Consider the following 22,312-nt stretch of genomic DNA (forward strand, 5'->3'; position numbering starts at 1 on the left):
TAAAAAAGGCAGCCATACCGGCTGCCCTTACTTTCAAATCAATATTATTACAAACCTTTTAATAATTCATTCGCCTGCCTTACATAATCATCATTTTTTGCAGTAGTGGCCAGCTCAATGGTTTTTTCTGCACTGGCTTTGGCGCCGGTTTTATCGCCAAGCTCCTTTTGAATACGCGCTTTCAGCATATACATATAGAATGCATCTTTATTGGTTTCGATAGCGTGATTCACATTCTCCAACGCCTTTGCATAATCCTTATCATACTCATAATAAAAACTGGCTGCCTGCCAATAAGGTTTTTTATCGGTTTTTAAAGCAGCTTCAATACCGGCCCTTGCTTTGTCTTTAAAGTTTGTTGTAATGGGAATTACTACGATTGTGTTGCCCCAAAGCAAAGCAAGATCGCAGCTTTCGGCTTTAATGTTCAGAAATTCTATTGTAAATGTTTCAACATTAAGATCGGTACTGTTTTCGGCAGGCACTTTAAAACGTGCCACATCATCGCTTTCTTTATAGCCGTCCGTACCTGAATTATTGTAGCCCTTGTTTAATATAATTTCCCATTCGTTTGCACCGGGAATTGTATAAAGTGCATACGAACCTGTATCAATATTTTTTCCACCAAAGGTTACCTTATCTGTAAAGCTTAACTGTGTAGCAGCATTAGCACCGGTACGCCATAATTTGCCGAGCGGTGCGAGGTCGCTGTTTTCGGCAAACAGTGTTCTTTCTTTGATAGATGGCCTTGAATATACCAGCGTTATTTTGCCAACGCCAAAATTCTGGATAACAGTTGCCGTGGGACTTAATTGCGGCAATGGCACTTGTGCAAATAAAAAGTTACATGCTAAAAGCATTAATGGCAGCAGGATTTTTTTCATACGATTACAATTGTTTGCTGCAAGATAAAGGCTTTTTTTTAACGCCATTTACTGCATTGAAAATATATAGGAAACCGTTAAGAGATTTCAAGGGATTACCTGATATTCAAAAACGCTGCATGCATTTTTATTATGTGCATTAATAATTGAAAACGGTTTATAAGTTGGCGTTTCATAATCTCGGCTTACGTCCTACATTTGCGTGCAATTAGTTGTTATCTAACTAATTCGATTGCTAACAACATCACTTATTCTGACAAAAATTGCTCACATTTAAATTTCTGACACATGAAAAAGTTTAGCTCCAACCAATTTCGTTTATGCTTTCCCTTCATCTTTTGCGCTGCTGTACTCAAACAATAGCCAAAGCTGTTAAATAGGGCTTTTTATTTATGCTGATAACTACTTGCTATATGTAGTTATTGTTGGCCTTTCCTGCAAGCAACCAGCATCGGGATACTCACCCAATGTATAGTTGTTATTATTTATTGTTGAATAATAGCAGCGCCAGGCCGCTATTGAAGGCTTCGCTTACCATGTTATTCAAAATTTTTTGCTAATCATTTTTATTCATTTCAAAAACCTTGTTCATGAAAAAAATCCCTCAGATCAGAGCAGGCCTTATAACCTGCCTGCTTTTCTGTTTTTACATGGCTACGGGCCAAACAAAAACCGTAACAGGCCATGTTACCGACAGCGCACAAAACGGGCTGCCGAATGTTACTGTAAAAGTTAAAAACCAATCCGGCGGCACCACAACAGATGCGTCGGGCAACTTTTCGATTAATGTGCCCGCATCAAACGCCGTGCTTGTGTTTAATTATGTAGGAATGAAAGCGCAGGAAGTTACCGTAGGAGATCAATCAAGTATAAACGTAACACTGTTGCCGGATAACGACAATTCCACATTAAATGAAGTAGTAGTAATTGGTTATGGCACGGTAAAAAAATCTGACCTTACCGGCGCGGTAGCCACCGTTAAGGGCGACCGGTTAATGGACAGGCCTGTGCCCAATGTGACGCAGGCATTGCAGGGTAAAGTAGCGGGTGTGGATGTAAGCGTTAACAGCAATGCGCCCGGCGCCGGCGCCAAAGTGCGTGTGCGTGGTATTGGTTCTATTAACTCTAATATAGATCCGCTGTATGTGGTGGATGGAGTAATTGGCGTTGATCCCAATTCTATTAATCCAAACGATGTTGCTTCGCTTGAAGTATTGAAAGATGCATCTTCCACTGCCATATTCGGGGCACGCGGTGCTAACGGCGTTATCATAATTACCACCAAACGCGGAAGAAAAGGCGGCACCATCGTTTCGTATGATGGTAATGTTAACATGGTTGATTTATACAGGCATTTAAAAACGCTTAACGCCGATGAGTTTGTGCAGGTATATAACCAGGCTTATGCCAATGGCTCAAAATGGGACCCGGATGGCGCCGTGCAAACACCGCCAAAAGCATTGAACCATGAAAACTTTCCTCTGCTGTTCGATGCCAATGACAAACCATTGTATAATACCAACTGGGAAAAAGAAACATACAAACCGGCTTTCTCACAAAGCCACCAGCTTAATTTCCAGGGCGGCAGTGATAAATCCATATACAGTTTATCATTAGGTTATCTTGATCAGAATGGCCTGATGGTAGAATCCTGGTTTAAGCGTTATTCTGCAAGGTTTACGCTTGATAACGATGTAAACAACTGGCTGAAAGTAGGCGGTAATCTCAACATTATTAAAAGCAGGCAGCGCATGGTTTCCGATGCCAACGGTGCTTTAAATGTGCCGAGAATGGTTACGGAAGAAGTACCGATTGTGCCGGTAAAATATCCCGATGGCACATGGGCAGGCAACAATGATATAGCAGGCCTTGAAGGTGGGCCTAACCCGGTGAATATTGCCACTAACAGGTACTCGCTTAATAATAATATGCAGATGCTGGGTGATGTTTACCTGCTGTTTCATATTACAAAAGACCTTGATTTTAAAACAGACTATGGTTATAATGTAAACTCACAGAAGAATAATTTCTATTCTTCACAGGAACTGGCGCACCTTTCACAAGACCAGGGCGGTGTAGCCAACATTAATGGCTATACTAATACTTACTGGCAGTCTGAAAACTATCTTACCTATAACAAAACTTTTAATGGTAACCAGAAATTGACAGCCTTGCTCGGTATGTCATTCCAGCAATACAATAATGAAAGGGTTCGTTCAGAAACGCAAAACTTTATTGATGATATTTTCCAATGGCATTACCAGCAGGCAGGTTCTGTAAGAACTGCTAATGAATCGCAGGATTATCAATGGTCGATGAATTCTTACTTTGCCCGTGCTACGTATGATATAAGCGGCAAATATTTCTTTACCGCAACAGGTAGGTATGATGGCTCTTCAAAATTTGGTAAGAATAATAAATATGCATTCTTTCCATCTGTTGGTGCAGCCTGGCGTTTAAGCGAGGAAGATTTTATGAAGAATAATACTTCCATCTCTAATTTGAAGCTGCGTGCAAGCTATGGTGTATCAGGTAACCAGGAAATTGGCCAGTATCTTTCAATTGCTCAGATTCAGCCAAGCTCCACGGTATTGAACGGCGCATCACAGTCAACTTTATTACCAAGCTATATCGGCAATCCTGATTTGAAATGGGAAAAATCGGTACAGTTTGATGCAGGGCTTGAGTTAGGGCTTTTCTCAAACCGCATTAATCTTGATCTTGATTTCTACACACGTGACACGAAAGACCTGTTGCTGCAACAACCCATTCCATGGTCTGCCGGTTTTGTTAACGCATACGTGTACAGGAATGTTGGATCAGTAAGGAATACAGGCCTTGAAGTAAATCTTACCACACAAAACATTCAAAACAAAAACTTTACATGGACAACCAATTTCATTTTTGCTACCAACAGAAATAAGGTGCTTAAATTAAATGATGGCAATGCAGATATTTTCCCCGGGCCTAATTTCCTCGGCCAAAACTTTGTTATCCGTGTGGGCGAACCAATTGGTTCTTTTTATGGTATGACAAGGCTTGGAACATATAGTGATAAAGAAGCTGATGAAGCTGCTGCGCATGGCTTAAAAGTGGGTGACAGGAAATATATTTATAATGAGGATGGCAGCAACTATTACAGCATTATAGGTCAGGCTTATCCTAAATGGACTGGCACATTCAGCAGTAGCATGAGTTATAAAAACTGGGATTTTACATTTGACATCCGCTTTGTACAGGGTGTAAACACTGCAGCCAACTTCAAGCATTCGAGTGAAGACAGGCAAACCATTGCCAACAGTCTTGCCACTGTATTAGATGCATGGACACCGGATAATCAAAACACCATGGTATCGCAGGTGCGCAACTATAAATATGCACAGGATTCTCATTTTGATACATGGTGGGTTGAAGATGGTTCATTTATACGCGGTCAGAATTTTGTACTCGGTTATACAGTGCCAACATCTCAAACAGCCAGGACAAAAATTCAGAAGCTTCGTTTTTATGCCAGCGTGCAGAACCTGTTCATCATTACAAAATATACCGGTTACGATCCTGAAGTGGATACATTCAATTCCGGGTATGGGGCAAATGGTTCTTTCTCTCAGAACTTAGACTTCTTCGCCTATCCACGTCCCCGCACATGGAACCTCGGCGTATCATTGGTGTTTTAATGATGCTTAAACAGTATAATAAAAATTATCAATCTTAATGATTAAATACTTTAAAATGAAATCAACAAAATATACGCTGGTGGCAATAGCGATATTGTTTACCTGCTCCTGTACCAAATTCCTGGAAGAGGATCCGACGAATTTTTTAACGCCGGAATCTAATCTCTCCAGTGTAAAAGTGGCCCGCGCATTTGCCGATGGCGCTTATCAAAACCTGCAGCCTGCCATGCTTGGCGGCCAGCCTTCTTCTTATGGCGGCAATACATGGAACCTGATGGAATTTATGACCGGCAAGTCGCTAAGCGATCTTGGTCAAACAGGTTTTGTAACATTTCAAAATTTGTCTTATACTTCTACTTCATTCTATTTTGATACATGGTGGCAATATTTATACAGGGGCATTGGCGCCTGCAATCTTGCCCTCCAAAAAATACCGGATATTAATGCAAGTGGTTTAAGTGATGCAGACAAAACCAATATGCTGGCGGAAGTACATACATTACGCGCCTTGTATTATTTCTATCTTGCCAGAATGTACGGGGCAGTACCAAGTATAACAGCATTAGCAACAGGCCCTGATAGTTTAAAAATACCAAGAACGCCGGCAAAGGACATCTATGACAATATCATTATTCCCGATCTTTTAACGGCAGAACAATCAACGCTTGCCTGGCAGGATAACACAGGGCGCGTGTCTATGGGTGCCGTAAAATCTATACTGGCAGATGTGTATTTAACATATGCCGGTGCAGCCATTAATGGCGGCGATCAATACTATGCAGAATCAGCAAAACGCTCACTCGATGTAATTAAAAACGGTGGTTATTCTTTATTCCCGGAATATACGGATATGATAAATCCGGCTAACAAAAACAAAGGCGAATTTATCTTCCAGGTGCAGTATGCGGCAAGCGTGCCTTCTACCAATCCGTTAACACCGCTTACTATTCCCAACTATTCAGGCATATCAAATTATTCTGATGAGTATGGCTCCGTTTATCCTACAGATCAGTTTTATAATTCATTTGCTGCAGGCGACAAAAGAGCACAGGAAAGGCAGTTCTTCTATAGTAAGTATAAGAGAAAATCGCCGGCTACTGATACGGTTCAATTTGCGCACCACTACATTTATAAATGGTTCGATTCTGTTGCCGTGGTAAGCACTGTAAAATCTGATCTTAATTACACCTTGTATCGTTTGGCCGATGTAATGCTGATGTATGCAGAAGCTTCCAACCGGGCAGAAGGTGGCCCTAACACAAACGCTATTGCTTATGTAAATGCAATTAGAACAAGGGCAAAACTGGCGCCAATAGGCACTTTGAGTCAAACAGATTTTGAACATGAAGTATGGTTGCAGCGTTATTTTGAATTATGTTTTGAAAATAAAATGTGGTTTGATATGATACGCACCCGCAAAGTGCATAACGACGTCACCGGTAATTGGGATGATTTTATTGGGCATACCACCACTGCCGGCGCTACCTTTGCCGAGAAGCAATTGCTGTTTCCGGTACCTCAGCAGGAAATTGATGTTAACCCCAATTTGTTACCAAACAACCCGGGCTTCTAACTATTTCAAACAGGATTAATTTAATCTTTTTAATTTGGGATGTATTTTTAAACCGCTTCATTTATATGAAGCGGTTTTGTTTTATTCTAACAGCAATAATTATTTATCTTTTGTACATCTTTAAAAATTAAAATGATATGGACAGTAATTATAAAAACGGAACAAAAGCGGTATGGGCAGGCGAAGGCGATATAGAGACAAAAGGCGCTGTTACAACACCCATTGTAAACAGCGTGGCATTTGCTTATGATGACCCGGAAGAATGGTATGATGTTTCAAAAGGCAATAAGCCCGGCTATATTTATAGCCGTAACACCAATCCCACCGTTGCTGCATTAGAAGAAAAAATTCGTGCACTGGAAGAGGCGGAAGCTGCCACATCATTTGCAACAGGCATGGCAGGCATCAGCAATACCTTATTTACTTTTTTAACGGCAGGCAAAAAAGTGGTTTCGATAAAAGATTCCTATGGCGGTACCAGCAAATTGTTTCTTGATTTTTTTCCGAAATATAATGTGAATGTTGAGTTATATGATACAACGGATCACGAGGCATTGGAAACGGCTATTGCTAAAGGCTGCGATGTGGTATACCTTGAAACACCCACCAATCCCACATTAAAAATAATAGATATTGAAAGGTTAAGCAAAGCTGCAAAAGCAGTGGGGGCGGTTGTTTTGGTTGATAACACATTTGCAACACCTATCAATCAAAACCCTTTGCAATTGGGCGCTGATATTGTTATACACAGTGCAACAAAATATTTATGCGGACATTCCGATGCCATGGGCGGATTGATAGCCGGGAAAAAAGAACTCGTGCAAAAAGTATTTCAGTTCAGGGAAATAAATGGCGCAAGCCTCCAGGCCGATCCTGCATATATGATTGCCCGTGGTATGAAAACACTGGAACTAAGAATTGAAAGACAAAATGCATCAGCGCTAAAAATTGCTGAATTTCTTAAAGCAAATGATAAAGTAAGCGATGTATTTTATCCCGGACTTGAAACACATAAAGGCCACGACATAGCCAAAAAACAAATGCGTGGTTTTGGTGGCATGATGAGCTTTGTTTTAAATGGCGGGTGGAATAGTGTACAAAAATTTCTACCGGCACTTAAACTGGTGCACCGCGCCGCCAGCCTTGGTTCTGTAAGCACACTCGCAGGCCCGCCGCGCACAACAAGCCATGTAGAATTAACCGAGGCGCAGCGTAAACAATTAGGCATACCTGAAGGATTGATCCGCTATTCTGTTGGCATTGAAAATGTGGATGATTTGCTGAACGATCTTGATGAAGCATTAAAGCTTGTGTAACAAACAAAAGATAATAGCTGCAATAAAAATTTGTTTAAATTGATGAAGCAACTGCCTGCAATGCAGAATTTGTTTTATTTAGCTGATGCTGCGTTTTAACAGCCTTAAAAAAGAATATTCTACAACTACGGTGCTGCATGTGCCATCGCTTGTTATACAAAACGGGACGATATTATTACAGGGTGAAAATGGCAGCGGCAAAACTACTTTTCTTAAAATAATTGCAGGGCTTCTTCCTTTTGAAGGAGATATTTTTATAGACGATCTGTTCAGCCTGAAAAAACAAAGGCAATCATTTATACGCAATATTAATTATGCGGAGGCTGAACCATTATATCCGCCGTTTTTAACTGCTAAAGAATTAGTGAAATTATTTTGCTACGCAAAGAAGGGAAATGTAAAAGATATTGAAGCATTACTTCAGCAATTACACATATTTAATGTTTATACAAAAACTGTATCAACTTATTCGAGTGGCATGCTTAAGAAGCTGAGCCTGGCACTCGCATTTGCAGGCAATCCCAAATGGATTTTGCTGGATGAGCCGTTGATAACCATCGACAAAAATGCTGTTGAAACAATATGTGATATTATCAATAATAAATCAAAAACAGGCATTTCATTTATCATAACATCCCATCAGCATTTTACAGACGGCCTGCTTTCCTTTTCCTCTGTTTTAGGGGCAGCCAATAAAACCATAACGATTGTTGAATGAGAACAGTAATCAGCATACTGCAGAAGGTGCTTGTAAATCATTTTTACAAACTGAATGCAGGCTTATACATGTTCCTGTTTTATGTATTGTTTGGATTGCCGCAGGATATAAAAACTTTTCATGTTTCCATTGCAACTTTAATAACAACCAATCAAACTGCACTGTTACTTACTTTATTAGCTTGGTTACTTTATAATCTTAAATGCATTGATTATACTATAAAAAGGATCAAAGAGCCGCAGCAATTATTTTTATCCAGCCTTGAATACATAAGTTTCTTCAAACGTTTTTTGTGTTTAAGTTATGTTCACTTTATATTATTCCTTCCGGCAACCGCTTATGCAGTTTTTATTATACTCATCGCTATAAATAATCATGCTTATATATCAGCAGCAATAATCCTGTTATTTATTATTACAGTTATACCTGCAACAGCATTGTTATATCAAAATGCATTAAAGCAAAGAGAAAATCAAAATAGGGTAATTTTATCTGGCTTAATAAGATTACCAAAACCATTGTTTGCTATTCCACTTTTTTACATTCTGCAGAATCGCAGGCAAATGCTGCTGATTACAAAATTTTTCTCACTATTCATTCTATATCTTTTTATAAAAGCATTTGAACCGGATCATTATGATATACGTCCGCTGCTTATGTGCTTTTTGCTAGCTGCTATTGCAAACTGCACAATCGTGTTCGAGATAAAAAGTTTTGAAGATGATTACCTCTTGCAGTACAGGAATTTTTCATATTCACTCTTCAAACGCTTTATCCATGTCTTATTGATGTATGTTGTATTGTTGTTACCGGAATTGATATTTGTATGGAAAGGCTACCCACTGCATTTTAATATGATTGACTACTGGCAGGTTGTAACAGCATCTGTTGGATTATTATCATTGCTTCACGCTTGCCTTTTCACTGGTAATATACATATGGAATTTTTTATTAAAATAGTATTTGGCATAGCAATGGGGTTGTTTTTTATAATACTTTACAACACGGGCATTATACTTGGCGTTTTATTGCTCATTATAGCATTTGCTTTATTTCATGCTTATTATTACGACTTCGAAAAATCATAAAGCTTTGCGCTAATAAAAATGCCCCAACAAACGTTGAGGCATTTCAGCACTTACTAACTTATAACTTAAATCCTTTCTATCAATCTTAATTCGCCTGTAACTGTTCATCTAATATGGGATAATCTGTATAACCTTTCTCACCTGGCGTATAAAATGTACCAAAGTCAGGTTGTGCAAGTTCTGCATGTAATGCAATGCGTTTTACAAGATCAGGATTGGAAATAAACGGCCTGCCAAAAGCAACCAGTTCGCCTCTGCCTTCTTCCAGTTCTGCTTCGGCCCGTGTCGCATCATAACCTCCTGATAAGATTATAGTGCTTCCAAATGCGCTGCGAATACCATCCTTAACGCTTAGCGGCACTGCTGGCGCACCCATTGAAGCATGATCTACAATATGTATATAAGCAATGCCAATTTCTTTAAGCGCCGCTGCAAGTTGAATGTATTGTTGTTCGGTGTTTTCATCGGGACGCATGTCATTAAAAGCGCCGTAGGGAGATAAACGAATCCCTGTTTTGTCTTTCCCGATAGTGTTAGCAACGGCTGCAGCCACTTCCAGTACAAAGCGGTTGCGGTTTTCAGGAGAACCGCCATATTTATCTGCGCGGTGATTGGATGCTGAATTTAAAAACTGGTCGAGTAAATAACCATTGGCGCCATGCAATTCAACGCCATCAAAACCTGCTTTAATGGCATATTTAGCGCTTTGTACAAATTCATCAATCAAGGCCGGAATTTCACTAGTGGCAATTTCTTCAGGCACCGGTAAAGGCTTCAATCCTTCCTGGTCGGTGTACATCTGTGTTGTTGCTGCGGCAATGGCAGAGACACCTCTTACAACACCTTCATCAGGCAGGTTTAAAGGATGGGATATTCTTCCTGTATGCATTAATTGCACAAAAATACGCCCGCGTTTTGCATGAACGGCATCCGTAATTTTCTTCCACGCTTTTACCTGCGCATCATTAAACAAGCCCGGAATACGGGCGTAGCCAAGCCCATCGGGCGACGGGGCCACGCCTTCTGTAATAATCAGGCCCGCATCAGCGCGTTTACTGTAATAGCTTACCATCAGGTCATTGGGCAAATTACCAATGGCACGGCTGCGCGTCATTGGCGCCATAACAATCCTGTTTTTAAGTGTAAGGCTGCCAAGCTTAAACTTGCTGAATAATGTTGGGTATGACTGGCTCATAACTAATTTTGTTTTGTAGCTTTAATAAATAAAATTTTAGCAAAAGCAACACTGATATTTTACCGTGTTTAAAGGACAATTAACTTTCAGAAAAAAAGAAAGCTGTACCTTTACTTGCATTTTGCAAGTGCAAACATAAACAATTACTTTTAAAATGCAAGTATTTTTTTATGAAAAAGAATGATGAGGAATTATGCCGCCGTTCGGCTTGCGCCATCAGCATGGCATTAGATGCGATTGGAGATAAATGGTCGCTGCTTATTTTACGCGATCTTATGTTTACAGATAAACGCTCTTACGGAGAGCTGCAGTCATCAGATGAAAAGATTGCTACCAATATACTTGCCGCAAGATTACAGTCGCTCGAGGCCAACGGCCTGATACGAAAAACGGCCGATCCGGAAAACGGCCGCCGCTGTTTGTATTATCTTACGGAAAAAGGCATTGATCTTTTACCAGTGGTGATTGAATTAAGGCAATGGATGGAAAAACACAACCCATTGGCCGAAGGTTGTACGAACGCTCTTAAGCTGAATGATAAAAACCGTAAAGAAGTATTATCTGCATACAAGAAAAGACTGAAGGCTGCACATCTTGCAAAATAAAAAACAGGTAATATTTTCCTGCCCGTTAACTTCTTTAATCTTCAGTATAACTTGTATTAATAACACTCCATGTAAATTTATTAACCGAACCCATGAGCAGCCAGAGTGCAGCGCCGGCCACAATTAAAACAAGTATAATCAATGGCAGGTTGTTGAAAATAAAATAATGCAGGATGGCTATTGAAAACGGGATGATCATCCTGAAAATGCTGCGCATAAAATTGCCTGCTTTCACATCAATACTTTGATTCTTTGCAAAAGGCAAATCTTTACTGCCCATATACACAAGTGTATAACAAATAACCAACTGGTTTACTATTGCGAGCAGGAGGTTAGGTAAAAATAACGCACCACTAAATGTAATACCTGCAACGCCTAGTACAGCAATGGCCGGTAAAAAGAATTTTACAATTGCTGCTTTCACAGATCCATTAATAACATTTCCGGGCACATGCACCGGTGCAATAAAATATATCCATGCTGCTTTATATTTCTCTGAATAAGCAAGCTGTGCTATGGCCATAGATAATAAAAGGCTGGAAAAATACAGTGCTGTTATAACGATGACGTTTCCGGCTGAAGTATGCTGCTGAACATCTTCCAGGCTTAACTTTTTGCTACTAAAAAAAATGATGAATACATACACGAGCAGGTAGCCAATGCCGGGATATACCTTCATTTTAAAATCGCGGCTGCGGGCCATCATATTCCATGTAAAAACAAAACCCATACGCTCTGCACCAGGCTTAGTAATCATTTTCGCAATAACGTCAGCAAAACCTGTTTTTTTTGTTTCCTTTATTTTAAATGCTGTCTGTGTTAGCTGCGCTGTGCCTTCGCCGGTATTAGAAATAAGTGATAATTTACGATTGAATGATGGTGCCAGGAATTTTATAACGAGCCATAAACATAAAAAAGGCAATAAAAGCGCACAGGCTGCGGCGCTAAATTCAAGCAATGTGCCATGCAACGTGTACAATACATTCCATGCTGCAGCAAACCAGTATGGAGGTAAAATTATCAGCCAGTTGCTGTTGGTAAAATGAAAATCAAAATTCTCAACCTCACCTATTAATCTGGGCAGCAACTGAAAGCTTGCATATAAAACAATAGCAAAAACAATTTGTATATAACTGATGATGTTTTTAAACTTTTCAGGCTTTGTAATCTTTAGTATGAATATATAAACCGCATTCACTAAAAATATACAAAAGATAACAGTAAGCAGCCCGGTTAATAAAAGAAAAAAGGAGCCTGCAATGCTATAGTTTATGCCGATGTATATTAACCCCGGTAATAACATAGGCACTATTATCTTGCAGAGGTGAATAAAAATATGCAGCAATCTTGCCAGCAATAAGGTTCTGTCGTTTACAGGTTTTGGCAGTATGATATAATTATCACGCACATCAATCAATACGGAAGTAAAATCCGCGATTAGTGTAGAAGCAAGCATAAAAATAAAATAGCTGAAATAAAAAGTAAGCTGGGCGATGGCAACGGCATTTAATGCGAAGCAGAAAAGAAATACACAACCCATTACGGCACTAATGAACATAGTAGATAAAGTAGCATTGCTAACTTCTTTTTTTGTTTTTTGCCTGCGCCTGTTTTGCATGAACGATGCAGGCCTGCGGTCGTCCATGGTCAGCTTGGCCGTTAATATACTTTGCAGTTGCACAGCATTAATGCCATTGCTGCTATACAATTTTTTAGGAAGCAGCACAAGCCTCAATAAAGCCCGGTTAAAAAAATTCATACAAGTAAATTATTCATCAAATGCACGCAGGAGATCTTCTGCTACCTGCACCCCTGAAGTGTTGCCGGTAAGTTGTGCAAATATCTGTTCAAGACTATTATTACCTTCCTGCTGTTTTAATTGTTCAAAGCTGCCATCAGCCACAATAACGCCATCGTTAATAAGAATAATGCGGTCGCTCACTTTTTCAACAATATCCATCATGTGGCTGCAATAAAAAATGGTTTTACCTTCTTTGGCAAGTTTACTAATGAGGTCTTTTATAATAATAACGCTGTTGGCATCGAGGCCGCTTAAAGGTTCATCCAAAATAATGATATCGGGATTATGCAGCAACCCGCTTGCAATAAGCACTTTCTGCTTCATGCCTTTGCTGAAGGTGTCCATGCGCTGGTTCAACTGTTGCTGCAATCCGAATGCCGTCATCATTCTTTCAATCCGGTTTATACAAACGGTTTCATTAAGATTATATAAACTTCCCATCAGTTTTAAGAATTCCATGGGCGTAAGCACATCATATAATTCAGCCAGCTCCGGCACGTAACCTATCATGGCTTTTACAGCAAGCGCATCGCTTTTTAAGTCCAGGCCTTTCACCTGTACTTCACCTTCATAATCATCCAAAAGCCCGCATAAAATTTTTACAGTAGTGCTTTTACCTGCTCCGTTAGGGCCAATATAACCCAGCACCTGCCCTGCATATACATCAAGATCAATTCCCTTCAATACCTGCCTGCTGCCATAACTTTTACGGAGGTCCTTTATACTTATTACGGGTTCCATTTATTAATATTTTGATTTGGTAAAAGGTTGCAAAAAATTTGCGGATAAAAGTAAGTGGAATCATTTATTCTTTTTAAAGAAATGCAAATAGTTGACAGCTATTTTCGCAATTAGAACCGGCTTGAAAAATTCAAACCGTAACTTTACAAAATGAATACAGCAAGTTCAAAACCTGTTTTTAACCGGCGTATTTTCTGGGATGTGAACTTTGATGCCCTGGATTATAACAAACGGGCAAGGTTTGTAATTGAACGCGTGTTTGAACGTGGCGATGTAGATGACATACGTCAATGCAGAAGATATTATGGAGATGAGCTGATAAAAGAAATATTGACTACTGCAAAATGGTTACGGAAGGAAACCGTTTATCTTGCATGCGCCATACTTGATAATGATTTATCTGATTACAAATGTTACAAAGCAGCGCAATTGAACCCGCAACTCTGGACTTACTAAAGCAGATAATGAATGTATCCCCATTAAATGATTTTTGTTTGGTGGGCGGTACAGCTTTAGCGTTAAAGTATGGCCATAGAAAATCTGTTGATTTAGATTTATTCTCCTCAAAAGATTTTAATAATGAAAATGTAGCTTCTGTTATTGCTGAACATTTTTCAACATTTACTTATCAGCGATTAAACAATTCCATCGGCGTGTTTGGGTATATTAATAATATTAAAGTCGATTTTGTTAAGTATCACCAATATCCGCTAATAGCTCCGGTTAATATTATCGAAGGAATAAGGATTTTTAGTGATAAAGATATTATAGCGATGAAAATAAATGCAGTCTTACGGCGCGCCGTTAAGAAAGATTTTTGGGATATTTCGGAGTTATTGAAACATTATTCTCTGAGCGATTGTATAAGTTTTTATAACACGAAATTCAAAACCCAATTATTGACTATCTCAATTCCCCAGGCCATCACCTATTTTGATGATGCAGAAGATAGCGAAGAGCCTGTAAGCCTTAAAAATCAAACGTGGGATTCCGTAAAGAAAACCATTCAAAAAAGCGTAAGGGAATATTTATCATAACATCATCCATATCAAAATAAAAAATCATGAAGAAGGTTTTTCTTTTTTGTTGTCTTATCATTTTATGCAATTCATTTGTTAACGCGCAGGACCTTTACATGCCGCGCAACACTAAAAATGCTTACGCAAAAGGCACGCGTTCATTAACCGGTGAGCCCGGGCCTAACTACTGGCAGAATAAAGGCGTGTATGACATTAATGTTACCGTTCATGCTGATACAAGGTCCATATCAGGATCAGAAAAAATCGTGTACTCCAATAATAGCCCCGACACTTTAAAATCACTGGCCATTCGTTTTGTGAATAACATTCATAAACCACAAGCCCCGCGCTCAGGATTTTACAGCAATGATTTCCTAGATTCAGGTTTACATATAATTTCTTTTAGGATTGACGGAACAGTTTATGAAATTAACAGTGAAGGCTGGGGCACAGTAAATTCTGTAAGGCTAAAGAAAGCAATGATGCCGCATTCCAACATTACGCTGGAAATTGAATGGAGTTATCCTTTATCCAAACAAAGTGGCAGGGAAGGCCAGATTGATTCCACTACTTTCTATTGCGCTTATAGCTACCCGCGTGTTTCAGTATATGATGATTATAATGGCTGGGATATGATACCGCATACAGACAGGCAGGAATTTTATAATGACTTTAATGATTATACTTTAAATGTAACAGCGCCGAAAAATTTTGTTGTATGGGCAACGGGCGATTTATTAAACCCTGACGAAGTGCTGCAACCCGCTATAGCACAGCGTTTGAAAGCATCTTATACTTCAGACAGTGTTATACAAATCGCCGGTTTTGATGAAATGCAGCAGGGAAAAATAACACAACAAAACGATTGGAATACATGGAAGTTTAAAGCAGACCATATTACCGATGTATGTTTTGCAGTAAGTAAAAACTATGTTTGGGATGCCGCAAGTATAATTGTTGACGCAAAGAACAACCGCCGTGCAAGTGTACAATCTGCCTACAACGATACGGCAAAAGATTTTCATTCTTATACCAGGTTTGCCCAGCATGCTTTAAGCTTCTTTTCAACACAATGGCCCGGTGTACCTTATCCATTTTCAAAGATGACATCCTTCCAGGGTTATGCAGATATGGAATATCCAATGATGATAAATGATGGCACCACCAATGATTTGCGTTTTGCACAATTAGTGGCAGATCATGAAATAGCGCATACCTATTTTCCTTTTTACATGGGCATTAATGAAACGCGTTATGCTTTCATGGATGAGGGCTGGGCTACAACTTTTGAATATCTTATTGGCATTGAAGAAAACGGCAAAGCCGCGGCAGACATGCTTTATAAAGCTTTCAGAATAAGAAGATATATCAACGATCCTTCAACAGAAGAAGACCAGCCGATCATCAGCATGTCCACACAAGTGAGTGGTGCCGGCTATGGCAACAATTCTTATGGCAAGGCATCTTTATCTTATCTCGCTGTTAAAGATTTATTAGGTGATGATTTGTTTAAGAAAGCGCTGCATCATTACATGGATAACTGGAATGGCAAGCATCCAATTCCCTGGGATTATTTTTATTCGATGAATGCAGGGGCCAATCAAAATTTAAATTGGTTTTGGAACAACTGGTTCTTCAGCAATAATTATATCGATCTGAAGATTGCGAATGTTCAGTCAAAAAATAATAAAACGATTATAACTATTCAGAATGTTGGCGGCTTCGCCATTCCTTTTGATGTTGTTACCACAGCCAAAGATGGCAAGCAAACCACACAACATTTTACGCCGGCAATTTGGAGTAAGAATGAAAAAAACATTACGGTTATAATCGACAATAAAACTGCAGTAAGTTCTGTAAAATTGGATGGTGGCATTTTTATGGATGCAACACCCGGCGACAATGAATATAAATTATAAAACGAAGATGAATATTGGGCAAAGGGGCATTAATATTAAATGTGTATAAGGCAAGCCATTTAACGGCTTGCCTTATACACTTCTTTATTTACAATGTTGGGAAGCTGCTTGCCCTGTAAACCCGCAATCACATTCTGCGCCGCCATTGCTGCCATCGCATTGCGCGTTTCTCTTGTAGCAGAACCGATATGCGGCAGCACACAAACGTTTGGCATAAAAAGTAAAGGATTATCTTTTGCCATCGGTTCGGGATTTGTTACATCCAGGCCCGCACCCCATATAATTTTTTGCTGCAATGCCTGTATCAGATCCTGCTCATTATGTTCCTGGCCACGGGCTGTATTGATGAAGATGGATGTGGGTTTCATCCTGCTAAAAGCTTTTTTATTAAATATATCTTTTGTTGCTGAAGATAAATTGGCATGAACAGATAATACATCGCTTTGCTGCAGCAATTCATCGAATGAAACATACTTCGCTTCCAATTCCTGTTCTGCTTTATTATTATGGTTGCGGTTGTGATAAATAACCTGCATGTTATAAGCTGCCTTGCATTTCTTTGCCAGTTCAAAACCTATTTTCCCAAGCCCGAAAATGCCAAGCATTTTATTATACAATTCAATGCCGAGGTTTTCATTAGGGTCATAAAAATCCCACTTGCCATCAATAATGGTTTGATGCATGTAAATGGCTTTTCGCGATACGGCCAGCATCAGCAAAAAAGCCACATCTGAGGTTGCATCGCTTAATACATCAGGTGTATTGCTTACAGGGATTCCTGCTCTGGTAGCAGCTTTCATGTCAACATTATTATAGCCTACAGACATTAATGCCACCAACTTCAAATGTCCGCATGCTTTAAAAAATGTTTCATCCAGCTTATTTCCGCCAACGCTAATTAAAGCGTCCTGCATTTGACAAGCTTCAATAAGTTCTTCCTGTGTAAGGTTGCTTCTTTCTGTGTATTCTGTGATAGCATAACCGGCATCTTTTAAAAATTGCAAGCCGGCTTCGGGATATTTTCTCGTTATAAGTACATTCATGTTAGAAAATTAAATTCAAAAATTAATCATTGTATTTAACTCCATCACTTACTTTAATGCCTGCCTTATATACGGCATCAATCTTTCGCGTGTTCTTAACGTCATCAAGCGGGTTGGCATTAAGAATAACCAGGTCGGCAATCTTTCCCTTTTCAATAGTGCCAAAGCGGTTATCAATCTGTAATAATGCCGCTGCATTTTTTGTGGCAACACCTATTGCCTGCGTGGGCGTTAAGCCGGCCTGCACCATTAATGCCAGTTCATTATGTTCTGAAAAACCCTGTGCCCGCACAGGCGTGGCGCCGCTATCTGTACCCAGCGCAATAAGAATGCCTGCATCATATATTTTTTTCAGGTTCTTTAAAGCCGTTTCAAATCCTTTCATATTTTTTTCATATGAAGGCGAATTTTTTAGCCCGTTCTGGTATGCTGAAGATGTTATCATTTCATAAACGCCCGGCTCAAGTGAAGCTTTAAAAAATTCGTCATTTATCCATGCAGGTTTCTGTGCATACATAAAAGCAAATTCGTCTAATGATAAAGTTGGGATATACGCAACATGCTTTGCCTTCATCTCTTTTAGCAAGGCATCATCAATCACGCTGTCGCGAATGCTGTGTGCAATAATATCAAGCCCGTCAGCAACCAGCTTTCTTGCATCGGAAAGATAATATAAATGCGCTGCCACACGCAGGTTGCGTTTATGAGCTTCGTCAATAATAGCCTTATAAATGGCAGGATCCATTTTAGGTGTAGTGCCTCCAAAATCATCCACCCACATTTTTAAAACCGTTGGCTTCACGGCCGCAACACTGTCTAACTCTGCAGGCACCTGTTGCGGTGAAGCAGGCCTGAATAACTGATCCATTACAGATGTAATGGGTCCGCCGGCCTGTGGCACATTAAAACCATAACCGGCAGAATATAAACGGGCGCCCGGCAACAATCCATTTACAGAAGAATCACGCAGGCCGCTTTGAAACAGCATTGGCCTGTCGGTGCCCATTACCAAAATGTTTTCTATACCGTAATCCTCATATTTCTTTAACTGCGACAGTATATTATTCCTCGTATAATTCTCCGGTTTTGTATTCGTGCCTTTTAATGTGCCGATGTGTACATGTGCACTAATAAGTGCTGGCATAATGGTTTTGCCTTTGAGGCGAATAACGGTGGCATTTGCAGTATCAATATGTTCACCAACATCTGTAATACTATCACCTTCTATACGTATAGAAGCATGCTGCAAAGGCGCACCACCGTTACCGTCAATAATAGTTGCATCATATAAAACGGTTGCTGTTAGATTTTTTGTTGATGTGTTGTTGCCGCAACCTGCAATTACAATTGCGGTAATAAAAAGCACGACATCAGTGAATGCCATTTTCATAAAATATTGTTTTAAATGAATAGCTGCCGGGCAAAAAATATACAACGCACCATTAATCCTTCCATCACGACGGCTTGTATAAGAGCGTTTAAAATTAACTAAAACCACCGGCTATCACTCACTCTTTACTTTCAGATTTGTATTTACGGTATAATTATTAATGCAATGCCTGCACATGTTGAATTTATTATTATCATTGACAAACAAAACAACCTTTAAATGAGCGAAGAAATCTTTGAGCAAAGAATAAATCTTGAAGAACTGAATAAAGCAGTTTTCAAACTTCAATCCGAAATAAAAAAAGTAATTGTGGGGCAGGATGATATGGTGCGTTTAATTATGGTGGCGTTGCTTGCCAATGGCCATGTATTAATTGAAGGTGTGCCCGGCGTTGCCAAAACATTAACGGCAAGGCTTGTGGCGAAGTGTTTAAAAACAGGTTTCAGCCGCATTCAGTTTACACCCGATCTTATGCCAAGCGATGTGCTCGGTACTAATATTTTCAATCCCGGCACCGGTCAGTTTGAATTTAAGCGCGGGCCGGTTTTCAGCAATATTGTTTTGATTGATGAAATAAACCGTGCGCCTGCAAAAACGCAGGCAGCCTTGTTTGAAGTAATGCAGGAACAGCAGGTAACTATGGATGGTATTACGCATGTGATGAATAATCCTTTCATGGTTATTGCAACACAAAACCCTATCGAACAGGAAGGCACATACCGCCTGCCGGAAGCGCAGTTAGACAGGTTTTTATTTAAGATAATCGTGCCTTATCCCAACGAAGCTGAAGAAATAAATATCCTGCAGCGCTTTCATCAATTTACAGAAGATAATGTGTTGAATATGGTGGAACCGGTTATAAGCGATGAACAGGTTATTCAGTTAAGGCAACTGATAAAACATCTTGTTGTTGAAGAAAACCTCATTCATTTTATTGCAAAAATTTCTGTAGCCACAAGAAATGATAAAGCCATTTATCTCGGTGCTTCTCCACGTGCTACAATTGCTATTTTAAATGCTGCAAAAGCATATGCAGCTTTATCAGGAAGGGATTTTGTTATTCCCGATGACATTATCTATGTTGCCAAACCGGTATTACGCCATCGTATAATTCTTACACCTGAAAAAGAAATGGAAGGTGCCAATGAAGATGAAGTGATAGAAAAAATTATTCATTCCATTGAAGTGCCAAGATAATGCTGAAGCGTATATTTTACCGGCTGCGCTTTTATTTCACCAGGTTGTTTTATACAGCCGGGTCTGTTATTGTTGCGCTTTTCATTCTTGCATTTTTCTTTGAACCGCTGCAACAGGTTGCCACCATTGCTTTACTGTGTTTATGCCTTACAGTTGTACTCGATTTTATTATTGTTTTTACGGGCAACAAGCCTGTAACCGCACAACGCGTTTGCCCGGAACGTTTCAGCAATGGTGATGATAATAAAGTAACAATTAAACTGGCCAATCAGCGCGCTTATAAAGTGCGTGTTGAAATTATAGATGAGTTGCCCATGCAGTTTCAGCAAAGAAACTGGAAGAAAAATTTTACGCTGAAAGAACGCGAAAACATTTCGTTTGATTATTATTTAAAACCAACAGAACGCGGTGAATATTTTTTCGGCATTATTAATATTTTTTTACGCGGCCCGCTCAATATGGTCATCCGCCATATAGCAGGCGGTGAAGAACAGAAAGTTGCTGTATATCCTTCATTCATGCAAATGAAGAAATACCAATTGATGGCTGTTACCAACCAATTGCAACAAGGTGGTTCGAGGCGCTTGCGTAAAATAGGCAGCAGCCTTGAATTTGAGCAGATAAAAGAATATGTGCAGGGCGACGATTACCGCCGCATCAACTGGAAAGCCACGGCCCGTAAAAGCGGACTGATGGTAAATAATTATATGGATGAACGAAGCCAGCAGGTTGTTTGTTTGATTGATAAAGGCCGCAGCATGAAAATGCCTTTTGAAGGTATAACGCTGCTGGATTACGCTATTAATGCAACGCTTGTTTTAAGCAACATCGTTTTACTGAAACAGGATAAAAGCGGCCTGCTGACCTTTGATAAAAAAATAGATCAGTTTATTCAACCGGATAAAAAGCCTTCTCAGATAAGCCTTATCCTGCAAACATTATACAGGCAGGAAACAGATTTCCTGGATAGTGATTTTGAAGCTTTATATGTGCATACACGCTATCATTTAAAGCAGCGAAGCCTGCTCATTCTTTTCACCAATTTTGAAAGCCTGTACAGCATGGAAAGGCAATTGCCTTATTTAAAACAGCTTTCAACGCATCATCCTTTATTGGTAATATTTTTTGAGAATACCGAACTAACTGCCTTGCAGCAAACCAAAGCCAAAACAGTTGAAGACATTTACTATCAAACCATCGCCAACAAATTTGCTTTTGAAAAAAGACAGGTAGTAAAAGAGTTGCAAAAGCACGGCATTATGAGTTTGCTTACAGCGCCGCAAAAACTTACAGCAAATACAATTAATAAATATTTAGAGTTGAAGGAGAGGCAGGTGGTATAGAAAAAAAATAATCAATGCTCAATATGTAATTACCATTTTTTACTTGAGCATTGATTACTTTGAACATCCAATATTTTTATACCAGCGAATTAATTTCACGGCTATGTTGCCCAGGCCTTATCCCCTTTATTGTAAGGAATGCAGCCTTCATATTTACCAGGCACGGCAATATAACGCAGCGCTTGTGTTGCACCGGGTTTGGAAGTGAAATAACCGGTAAGCGTTAATTGCTTTATCATGGTGAAATAATGAGGATCATCCTGGGGATCACGTTTAAAGCTACCGAAGTTTTTATCAAGCGCAATCTGGTGCCTTTGTTCATCCGTTAATTTAGCAGCCCGTGCGCCAATCTCTTTTGATTTCTCTTTCGCTTCCTTATCCAGCTCTATCAAAAACTCGGTGCGCTGTTCCGGCGTAAGGTCCATAAAAGATTTGCTGTACTTCTTTTTTGCAGCATCCTGTAATTTGGTTATGCCATCGGTAAAAATCTTCTGGTCATCTTCTGTATAACAATCAGTGACCATTGTTTTCATAAACTCGCCTATCTGCGCAGCTTTGGCGCCGGGCGAAGATGTTGTTGGCAAAATAGTGTCGCCTACCTCATCAAGCAAAGCAACATCGCTCACTGAAAACAATCCTTCTTTTGCCGGTGTTGTTTTACAGCCGGAGAGAAAGGCTTCAGCGCCGATAACTGCGCCGCCCATAATAAGGGCTACACGTTGTAAGGCTTCTCTTCTATCCATAATATTTAATTTGAGTTTGAAAATTTATGAATTTGAAAATTTGAAAATAATGTTTACTTA

The 22,312-nt window shown here is 39.6% G+C and carries 18 protein-coding genes; 11 read left to right on the top strand and 7 right to left on the bottom strand.

The features are described from left to right. Nucleotides 1-47: 47 nt before the first annotated feature. Complete coding sequence (locus ACTHN6_RS11015; RefSeq protein WP_440435811.1) at nt 48-884, bottom strand: DUF2911 domain-containing protein; 837 nt, start codon at nt 882-884, stop codon at nt 48-50. A 590-nt stretch (nt 885-1,474) separates the two neighbouring features. On the opposite strand from ACTHN6_RS11015, the gene ACTHN6_RS11020 reads away from it, so the two are divergent. The 5 genes from ACTHN6_RS11020 to ACTHN6_RS11040 all read left to right on the top strand — a co-directional run bounded on the left by ACTHN6_RS11020 (nt 1,475) and on the right by ACTHN6_RS11040 (nt 9,256). Next, the gene (locus ACTHN6_RS11020) at nt 1,475-4,561 is read left to right on the top strand and encodes a SusC/RagA family TonB-linked outer membrane protein (protein WP_440435812.1); all 3,087 of its coding nucleotides are present in this window, start codon (nt 1,475-1,477) and stop codon (nt 4,559-4,561) included. A 55-nt stretch (nt 4,562-4,616) separates the two neighbouring features. Beyond that, complete coding sequence (locus ACTHN6_RS11025; RefSeq protein WP_440435813.1) at nt 4,617-6,134, top strand: RagB/SusD family nutrient uptake outer membrane protein; 1,518 nt, start codon at nt 4,617-4,619, stop codon at nt 6,132-6,134. Between the two features lie 137 nt (nt 6,135-6,271). Then, nucleotides 6,272-7,450 carry a cystathionine gamma-synthase family protein gene (locus ACTHN6_RS11030; RefSeq protein ID WP_440435814.1) on the top strand — a complete coding sequence of 393 codons (1,179 nt, stop codon included), beginning with the start codon at nt 6,272-6,274 and terminating at the stop codon, nt 7,448-7,450. 85 nt (nt 7,451-7,535) lie between these two features. After that, a complete protein-coding gene (locus ACTHN6_RS11035; protein ID WP_440435815.1) occupies nt 7,536-8,168 on the top strand; it encodes an ABC transporter ATP-binding protein in 633 nt (210 codons plus the stop codon). Then, complete coding sequence (locus ACTHN6_RS11040; protein WP_440435816.1) at nt 8,165-9,256, top strand: hypothetical protein; 1,092 nt, start codon at nt 8,165-8,167, stop codon at nt 9,254-9,256. Before ACTHN6_RS11035 ends, ACTHN6_RS11040 begins: the two co-directional genes overlap by 4 nt. Before the next feature lie 85 nt (nt 9,257-9,341). Here ACTHN6_RS11040 and ACTHN6_RS11045 read toward each other — a convergent pair whose 3' ends face one another. Beyond that, nucleotides 9,342-10,451: an alkene reductase gene (locus tag ACTHN6_RS11045; RefSeq protein WP_440435817.1), complete on the bottom strand. Its 1,110-nt coding sequence runs from the start codon at nt 10,449-10,451 to the stop codon at nt 9,342-9,344. Nucleotides 10,452-10,621: 170 nt separating this feature from the next. Here ACTHN6_RS11045 and ACTHN6_RS11050 point away from each other — a divergent pair, with 170 nt between their 5' ends. Next, nucleotides 10,622-11,056, top strand: a complete 435-nt coding sequence (locus ACTHN6_RS11050) for a winged helix-turn-helix transcriptional regulator (RefSeq protein ID WP_440435818.1) — start codon at nt 10,622-10,624, stop codon at nt 11,054-11,056. A gap of 34 nt (nt 11,057-11,090) precedes the next feature. Here ACTHN6_RS11050 and ACTHN6_RS11055 read toward each other — a convergent pair whose 3' ends face one another. Both ACTHN6_RS11055 and ACTHN6_RS11060 read right to left on the bottom strand, forming a co-directional pair. After that, on the bottom strand, nt 11,091-12,815 hold the full coding sequence (locus ACTHN6_RS11055) for a hypothetical protein (RefSeq protein WP_440435819.1): 1,725 nt from the start codon (nt 12,813-12,815) through the stop codon (nt 11,091-11,093). A 9-nt stretch (nt 12,816-12,824) separates the two neighbouring features. Further along, a complete protein-coding gene (locus ACTHN6_RS11060) occupies nt 12,825-13,598 on the bottom strand; it encodes an ABC transporter ATP-binding protein (RefSeq protein WP_440435820.1) in 774 nt (257 codons plus the stop codon). 150 nt (nt 13,599-13,748) lie between these two features. Here ACTHN6_RS11060 and ACTHN6_RS11065 point away from each other — a divergent pair, with 150 nt between their 5' ends. The 3 genes from ACTHN6_RS11065 to ACTHN6_RS11075 are packed head-to-tail and all read left to right on the top strand — an operon-like array spanning nt 13,749 to nt 16,536. Continuing rightward, nucleotides 13,749-14,054 carry a DUF6922 domain-containing protein gene (locus tag ACTHN6_RS11065; protein ID WP_440435821.1) on the top strand — a complete coding sequence of 102 codons (306 nt, stop codon included), beginning with the start codon at nt 13,749-13,751 and terminating at the stop codon, nt 14,052-14,054. After that, nucleotides 14,009-14,635, top strand: a complete 627-nt coding sequence (locus ACTHN6_RS11070; RefSeq protein WP_440435822.1) for a nucleotidyl transferase AbiEii/AbiGii toxin family protein — start codon at nt 14,009-14,011, stop codon at nt 14,633-14,635. Before ACTHN6_RS11065 ends, ACTHN6_RS11070 begins: the two co-directional genes overlap by 46 nt. Before the next feature lie 26 nt (nt 14,636-14,661). Beyond that, nucleotides 14,662-16,536: a M1 family metallopeptidase gene (locus ACTHN6_RS11075; protein WP_440435823.1), complete on the top strand. Its 1,875-nt coding sequence runs from the start codon at nt 14,662-14,664 to the stop codon at nt 16,534-16,536. Between the two features lie 59 nt (nt 16,537-16,595). On the opposite strand, the gene ACTHN6_RS11080 is transcribed toward ACTHN6_RS11075, so the two are convergent. Next, a complete protein-coding gene (locus ACTHN6_RS11080; RefSeq protein ID WP_440435824.1) occupies nt 16,596-17,579 on the bottom strand; it encodes a 2-hydroxyacid dehydrogenase in 984 nt (327 codons plus the stop codon). 22 nt (nt 17,580-17,601) lie between these two features. Continuing rightward, nucleotides 17,602-18,969 (bottom strand): amidohydrolase family protein, encoded by a 1,368-nt coding sequence (locus ACTHN6_RS11085; RefSeq protein ID WP_440435825.1) that lies wholly within the window; start codon nt 18,967-18,969, stop codon nt 17,602-17,604. A gap of 219 nt (nt 18,970-19,188) precedes the next feature. Here ACTHN6_RS11085 and ACTHN6_RS11090 point away from each other — a divergent pair, with 219 nt between their 5' ends. Both ACTHN6_RS11090 and ACTHN6_RS11095 read left to right on the top strand, forming a co-directional pair. Continuing rightward, nucleotides 19,189-20,166, top strand: coding sequence for an AAA family ATPase (locus ACTHN6_RS11090; RefSeq protein WP_440435826.1), 978 nt, complete (start codon nt 19,189-19,191; stop codon nt 20,164-20,166). After that, nucleotides 20,166-21,509, top strand: a complete 1,344-nt coding sequence (locus ACTHN6_RS11095; RefSeq protein ID WP_440435827.1) for a DUF58 domain-containing protein — start codon at nt 20,166-20,168, stop codon at nt 21,507-21,509. Before ACTHN6_RS11090 ends, ACTHN6_RS11095 begins: the two co-directional genes overlap by 1 nt. Before the next feature lie 101 nt (nt 21,510-21,610). Here ACTHN6_RS11095 and ACTHN6_RS11100 read toward each other — a convergent pair whose 3' ends face one another. Continuing rightward, nucleotides 21,611-22,252, bottom strand: a complete 642-nt coding sequence (locus ACTHN6_RS11100) for a gluconate 2-dehydrogenase subunit 3 family protein (RefSeq protein ID WP_440435828.1) — start codon at nt 22,250-22,252, stop codon at nt 21,611-21,613. Nucleotides 22,253-22,312 lie beyond the last annotated feature (60 nt).

It is taken from the genome of Parafilimonas sp., assembly GCF_051953455.1.
GTDB lineage: Bacteria > Bacteroidota > Bacteroidia > Chitinophagales > Chitinophagaceae > Parafilimonas.